We start from the raw sequence: 5,722 nt of genomic DNA, 5'->3' as shown, positions 1-5,722 counted from the left end.
GAAGCTTTGCGGCAATTTTGGAATCGCAAAGCGGTGAAAAAATTGTCCGGCAACAGCGTATTGTTATGACTAAATTAGGTTGAGGGATTTCCATAACCCTGAATGAACTACTAGTTCGTGCTTAAGGTTCAGATTTGCATTTATTTTACGATGTTTCCAAGAGTATCTTGGAGTCCCTTTATTGGTGTCCCACCGATTTCCGAGCCATGAGGAATTAAAAAGGTCTCGTGCGATTTGCTCAGCCGTTATCCCCTTCGAAAGCAACCCATGCTCCTCAAGCTTTTCTTTTAAATCATCTATTTTAAAGTTACGACCCAATTCTGAAATAATATCAGGTAGCTCTACTCGAATGTTTTCATCTATCACGCCAACCAGAGCATCTCCAAGTTCCTGCAAAAACCAATCTGAATAATTATTTAAGGCAGACAGGACGTCTACTCTGTTAAATGGCGGTTGCTTCCCAAGTTTTTGAACCTCCCTGAAAAAACTTATTAAGTCCCTTGGAAGGTATCTTGTATTTACGATCACGAATTCAAATGAGCCCGTACCGTTAATCTCCCTTGGAAACCAGTTATACCAAAGCTCCCTCATAGAAGCCTGGTATCCAGCGAGTGCAGCCCTGCTCCGAATCACCTCTAAAAGGCTGCTATCGAATGGCGATCTAACATTGTCAAACCACTTTAGTTGAACACCGTTATCATTAATTCTTTTGGTAAGGTTTGGATCGGGAACTACCTTTAAAACTTCATTTCGTATCAGAATTATTGCCTTCGCAGATAACCCTAAAGATGCAAAAAATATATTTAGCTGCCTCACGGCATTTATCAGATCGGCAATATATTTTGTATTATCTCTACCCTCCCTCAGAATATAATCTAAACCATCGATTACTAGATAGTAGCTTGATTCTGATGGAGTGGCCTTTTCAAATATGCTCTTAATTGAAGAAAGTAGTGCAGCTGGATCTTTTACCTTATAGTTTTCTTCTTCAACTTTTTCACCTGTAACTTCAGATATTGCAGATTTAACCTTCCCAAAAATGCCTCGGCGACTTGTATACTGGATTATGCTGATCAAGCTATCAGACTCAGATAGGCCATATTTCTTCAAGGATTCACTTAGCTTTATAATCCCAGGATTTTTATCTTTAAAGTGTTCATCTTTTAAAAAAAGGGGAATAATCCTGAGAAAAAGGATTAACTGCCAAGCAGTAAGAGAACCACCTATCGTTGTACCTTTTTCGCCTCCGGTCTTGTTTAATAGGTGATATTCAAACTGCTCCAAGATATCGCCGTCGACGAAGAGATCCCACCTATGCTTGTCCATTAACAAAAGTTTGGATGCGAGCGCCGTTTTTCCGGCACCCTTGGGGCCTACAACGAGGAATTTCTCAGGCGAGGTGATAGCGTTAAGGATTCCATTTATATCTACATAAGCTTCTTCTAGTAGCTGTGGAGCGTACAAACGCTCTTCTTCAGCATCCGTGTACTTAAAATTTATGTCGCTAAAATTCGCCATTGTTACTCCTTTATATGGTCCTGCGGCATGTCATAACAGTGATTATACGCCCTTCCACATAACACTTTTGAACGCGCCAGCATGATTATTGATGTTATATAGCCACTCAAACAGGCATAAACCATTGTTTCTAAAAGACTATAGCTGACTTATGGCAGCATAACCAAAATTCGCGTGACCGCTGCTTTTTGCGATTTCATCATACTCTATTGATAAATTTGGCTTTGGTCACGCAGATTTTTTGAAAAATTGCGCTGGGTCAGTTTGAGGAGTGTGGGTGAGGGGATGTGGCGGGATCGGGGCGGCTGGTCGCCGCCTTCGCGCCGGGCCGCCGCTGCGGGTGCCTTCCTCGCTCGTTGCTCTCGCTCGGGCGTTACGCCGCGCTACGGGTATGCTGAGATTTGGTGGCTTGATCGTCGCGAGCTGAAGCTGCCTCCCACAAGGGCGGGTGGGCTGAGGCTTGGTGGCTTGATCGTCGCGAGCTAAAGCTGCCTCCCACAATGCAAGTTCGGGGCGGCTGGGGGCCGCCTTCGCGCCGGGCCGCCGCTGCGGGTGCCTTCTTCGCTCGTTGCTCTCGCTCAGGCGTTACGCCGCGCTACAAGTTGCCATCGACCATTTGCATTGCCGTTACCCCTTGCGCGTTTCTCCTCACTTCAAAGCTCGATGCCTTTTTGGGCTTTGATGCCTTGGTCTTTGAAGGCGTGTTTGACGACTTTCATTTCGGTGACGGTGTCGGCGAGGTCGATGAGGGGCTGGGGGGCGTAGCGGCCGGTGACGATGGCGTGTTGCATGGGGGGGCGGGCTTGCAGGTCGTCGAGGACCTGGTCCAGGTCGAGGTACTCGTAGCGCAGGGCGATGTTGAGTTCGTCGAGCAGTACCATGTGGTAGCTGTCGTCTTGCAGCATGCGCTTGGCTTGTGCCCAGGCGGCGTTGGCGGCGGCGACGTCGCGTTCGCGGTCCTGGGTGTCCCAGGTGTAGCCTTCGCCCATGACGTGGTAGTCCACGTTGGGCAGGTTGCGGAAGAAGGCTTCTTCGCCGGTGCTGAATGCGCCCTTGATGAACTGCACCACGCCTACCTTCATGCCGTGGCCCAGGGCGCGGGCGAGCATGCCAAAACCGGAGCTGTCTTTTGCCTTTGCCGGGGCCGGTGAGCACCAGCAAGATGCCCTGCTCTTTGTCGGCGCGGGCAATGCGCTCGTTCATGATTTTTTGCTTGGCCGCCATGCGCTGGGCATGGCGTTCCGGGGTTTTGGCATTTTCGCGCATGGGGGTTCCTTGGAATGTTTTACGAACTACGTTTTACGCTTTCAGTACATAGCGCAGGGTTTCCACGACCTGATCGGTGGTGGTGCACCAGGCTTGGGCCTGGGCGTCGACTTCTTTCAGCGGGTGAACGATCTCTTCGCTGTGCAGCGTGATGTAGGGCTTGGCCAGGGCTGCGCAGTAGCCTGCATCGAAGGCGGCGTTCCACTGCTTGTACTTGTCGCCGAAGCGCACCACCACCAGATCGGCTTGTTCGATCAGGGTGCGGGTGCGGATGGCGTTCACTTTGGAGGACTGGTGGTCACGCCAGAAGCCGTTGTCCGGCTTGCCCAGGTGGTCGCCAGCGGCATCGGAGGCGTCGTGGTCGGTCACCGGGGCGGTGAAGACCACGTCCAGGCCTGCGGCTTCTGCGCCGCGCTGGATCTCTTCGCGCCAGTCGGTGTGAATCTCGCCGGAAAGGTAGACGTAAAAGCTCATGGTGGCTCCTTGGGGTTGGGGAGTGTGTGTCGCTCTATCATAGCCCACTGGGCTTTTTGGAAAAACCTTCCATATTTGATTTGCAGCGACCCGCCTCCCCTGCCCGTTACGCGGTGGGCTGCAGTGCCTGGCCGGTGAAAATGTCCGCCACCAGCCTGGGCGCGGAGGGAAAGTAGCCGTGGAAGTAGCTGGCCACCAGCGCGCCCTCGATGTAAATCGGTTCGGCTTCGCTGCCTGCCAGCTTGCGGGTGCGGGCCAGCGGCTTCAGGGAGGTGTCCAGCAGCGAGTGGTGGTAGGTGTGGCCGCACAGTTCGCCGCGTTGGGTGTGCAGGCTTTGCAGCCCAAGCGCAGTGAGCTTGCCGGCCATTCTGGCGGTGCCCGGCAGTAGCCCCAGCATGGCGTGGCCGTTGCCGTCGCCATCTACCAGCTGCTCTACGCAGCTCATCAGCCCGCCGCACTCGGCCAGTATGGGCTTGCCTGCCCAGTGGTGGGCGCGAATGGCGTCGTGCATGGGCTGGTTGGCGCTGAAGCGGGCGGCGTGGAGTTCCGGGTAGCCGCCGGGCAGCCACAGGGCATCGCACTCTGGCAGCGCTGTGTCATCGAGCGGCGAGAAGAAGCGCAGCATGGCGCCCATCTCTTCGAGCACATCGAGATTGGCGCGGTAGAGAAACGCGAAGGCGTCGTCTTTGGCGATGGCGATACGCACGCCGCGCAGATGTGTCGGGGCAGGCGTGGGGGGTCTCAGCGCTGAGCGTGACCCGCTTGGGCAGGCGGCCCAGCCCGGCCTCTTCCAGCACGTTCGCAGCGGCATCCAGCTGGGCATCCAGGCCGCCCAGTTCGCTGGCTTGCACCAGGCCCAGATGGCGGTCGGGAATCTGCATGGCCTCGTGGCGGGGAATGGCCCCCAGCAGGGCAATGCCTTCCGGCATGCTCTCGGCCAGCAGTTTGCCGTGGCCGGGGCTGCCCACGCGGTTGGCGATCACTTCGTGAATGGCGAGATCCGGGTGGTAGTTGGCCAGGCCCTGGGCCACCGCGCCGAAGGTTTGCGCCATGCCCCAGGCATCGATGACCGGCAGCGCGGGAATACCCGCCAGCATGGCCAGATCCGCGCTGGAGGGCGAGCCATCGAACAGCCCCATGGAGCCTTCCACCAGAATCACATCGGCTTCCTGGGCGGCTTTGGCCAGCCGCCAGCGGCACTCGTGCTCGCCGGTCATCCAGGGGTGAAGCTGGTACACCGGCTGGCCAGAGGCGACCTCTTGCACCATGGGGTCCAGGTAGTCGGGGCCGTGCTTGAACACCCGCACGGTGCGCCCGGCATTGCGGTGCAGCCGGGCCAGTGCCGCCGTCACCATGGATTTGCCCTGGCCGGAGCCGGGGGCGCTGATCAACGCGGCGTGTGCTTCACCTTGCAACATGTGGCTTCCTTGAATCATTCATGATCGGTCAATGGCGCTTGAATGGGCACGAACACCGGCGCGCCGTCCACCTCTACCGTGGCCAGCCGCTGGCGGTAGAGCCGCTCCAGGGCGCTGGGCACCAGCATGGTGTCCCGGGGGCCCCAGCAGGCTTCGCCGCTGGGGTAAAGCAGCAGAATGTGGTCGCACCAGCGGGCGGCCAGGTTGAGGTCGTGCAGGCACATCATCACCGCGCTGCCCTGGGCGGCCTGTTCGGCCATCAGCGCCATCACCGCACTTTGATGGTGTAAATCCAGATGATTGGTGGGTTCATCGGCCAGCCAGAGGCTGGGGGCCTGGGTCAGTACCGTGGCCACGGCCACCCGCTGGCGTTCGCCGCCGGAAAGCGTATTCACCAGGCGGTCGCGCAGATGGGCAACGTCCAGCGCAGCCAGCGCGGCTTCGGCGCGGGCGTAGTCGTCGGCACCTTCCCGCTGCCACAATGAAAGGTAGGGGTGGCGGCCTATCAGCGCGGTCTCCAGTACCGTGGCGGGAAAGCCGTCCAGCCGCTCCTGAAACACCAGCCCCAGCCGCTGGGCCACTTGCCTCCTGCGTAGCTGGCCAAGTGGCGTGTCGTCCAGCAGCACCTGCCCCGAGCGGGGAGCGTGAAGCCCGGCCAAAGTGTGCAGCAGCGTGGTCTTGCCCGCGCCGTTGGGGCCCAGCACGCCCCATACCTGCCCCGGCTCGATGGTGAGGTTCAGCGCGGTGCCTGAACGGCGCCCCGGCACGTCGATGATCAACTCCTGGGTGGCCAAGCGGGTCATCAGCGGCTCCGGTAGAGCAGAAAGAGGAACGTGGGCACGCCCAGCAGCGCGGTGATCACCCCCACGGGCAGCTGTTCCGGGGCAATCAGGGTGCGGGCCAGGGTGTCGGCCAGCACCAGCAGCGTGCCCCCGGCCAGGGCGCAGGCGGGCAGAATCAGCCGCTGGTCGTTGCCCAGCACCAGGCGCAGCATGTGCGGCACGATCAGCCCCACGAAGCCGATGCTGCCCGCGCTGGTCACGGCG

6 protein-coding genes and 1 pseudogene are annotated in these 5,722 nt (G+C 57.8%); all 7 read right to left on the bottom strand.

All coding sequences use genetic code 11. The features are described from left to right. Positions 1-69 precede the first annotated feature (69 nt). On the bottom strand, positions 70-1,518 hold the full coding sequence (locus tag B7L72_RS00745) for a P-loop ATPase, Sll1717 family (RefSeq protein ID WP_081192023.1): 1,449 nt from the start codon (positions 1,516-1,518) through the stop codon (positions 70-72). Between the two features lie 653 nt (positions 1,519-2,171). Then, positions 2,172-2,784: pseudogene (cobO, locus tag B7L72_RS00740) on the bottom strand (cob(I)yrinic acid a,c-diamide adenosyltransferase). Positions 2,785-2,817: 33 nt separating this feature from the next. Then, positions 2,818-3,258: a YtoQ family protein gene (locus B7L72_RS00735; RefSeq protein ID WP_016914164.1), complete on the bottom strand. Its 441-nt coding sequence runs from the start codon at positions 3,256-3,258 to the stop codon at positions 2,818-2,820. A gap of 106 nt (positions 3,259-3,364) precedes the next feature. After that, entirely contained in the window at positions 3,365-3,904 is a 540-nt protein-coding gene (locus tag B7L72_RS18785; RefSeq protein ID WP_254893726.1) for a hypothetical protein, read from the bottom strand. After that, positions 3,855-4,676, bottom strand: coding sequence for a nucleotide-binding protein (locus tag B7L72_RS18780; protein WP_254893724.1), 822 nt, complete (start codon positions 4,674-4,676; stop codon positions 3,855-3,857). The genes B7L72_RS18785 and B7L72_RS18780 overlap by 50 nt, the downstream gene beginning before the upstream one ends. 14 nt (positions 4,677-4,690) lie before the next feature. Next, a complete protein-coding gene (locus tag B7L72_RS00725; protein ID WP_081192021.1) occupies positions 4,691-5,479 on the bottom strand; it encodes an ABC transporter ATP-binding protein in 789 nt (262 codons plus the stop codon). Beyond that, positions 5,479-5,722: iron chelate uptake ABC transporter family permease subunit (locus B7L72_RS00720; protein WP_139788410.1), on the bottom strand; the 244-nt coding region annotated here is incomplete at its 5' end. The genes B7L72_RS00720 and B7L72_RS00725, both read right to left, overlap by 1 nt.

The organism is Halomonas sp. BC1 (assembly GCF_002078135.1).
Taxonomy (GTDB): Bacteria; Pseudomonadota; Gammaproteobacteria; order Pseudomonadales; family Halomonadaceae; genus Vreelandella; species Vreelandella stevensii.
The sequence above is the reverse complement of the archived record's forward strand: the minus strand, read 5'-3'. Positions and strand labels throughout refer to the sequence as shown.

Coding starts and splice junctions, on each gene's coding strand:
- B7L72_RS00745 (WP_081192023.1), bottom strand. CDS start 1,518: ATGGCGAATTTTAGCGACATAAATTTTAAGTACACGGATGCTGAAGAA.
- B7L72_RS00735 (WP_016914164.1), bottom strand. CDS start 3,258: ATGAGCTTTTACGTCTACCTTTCCGGCGAGATTCACACCGACTGGCGC.
- B7L72_RS18780 (WP_254893724.1), bottom strand. CDS start 4,676: ATGTTGCAAGGTGAAGCACACGCCGCGTTGATCAGCGCCCCCGGCTCC.
- B7L72_RS00725 (WP_081192021.1), bottom strand. CDS start 5,479: ATGACCCGCTTGGCCACCCAGGAGTTGATCATCGACGTGCCGGGGCGC.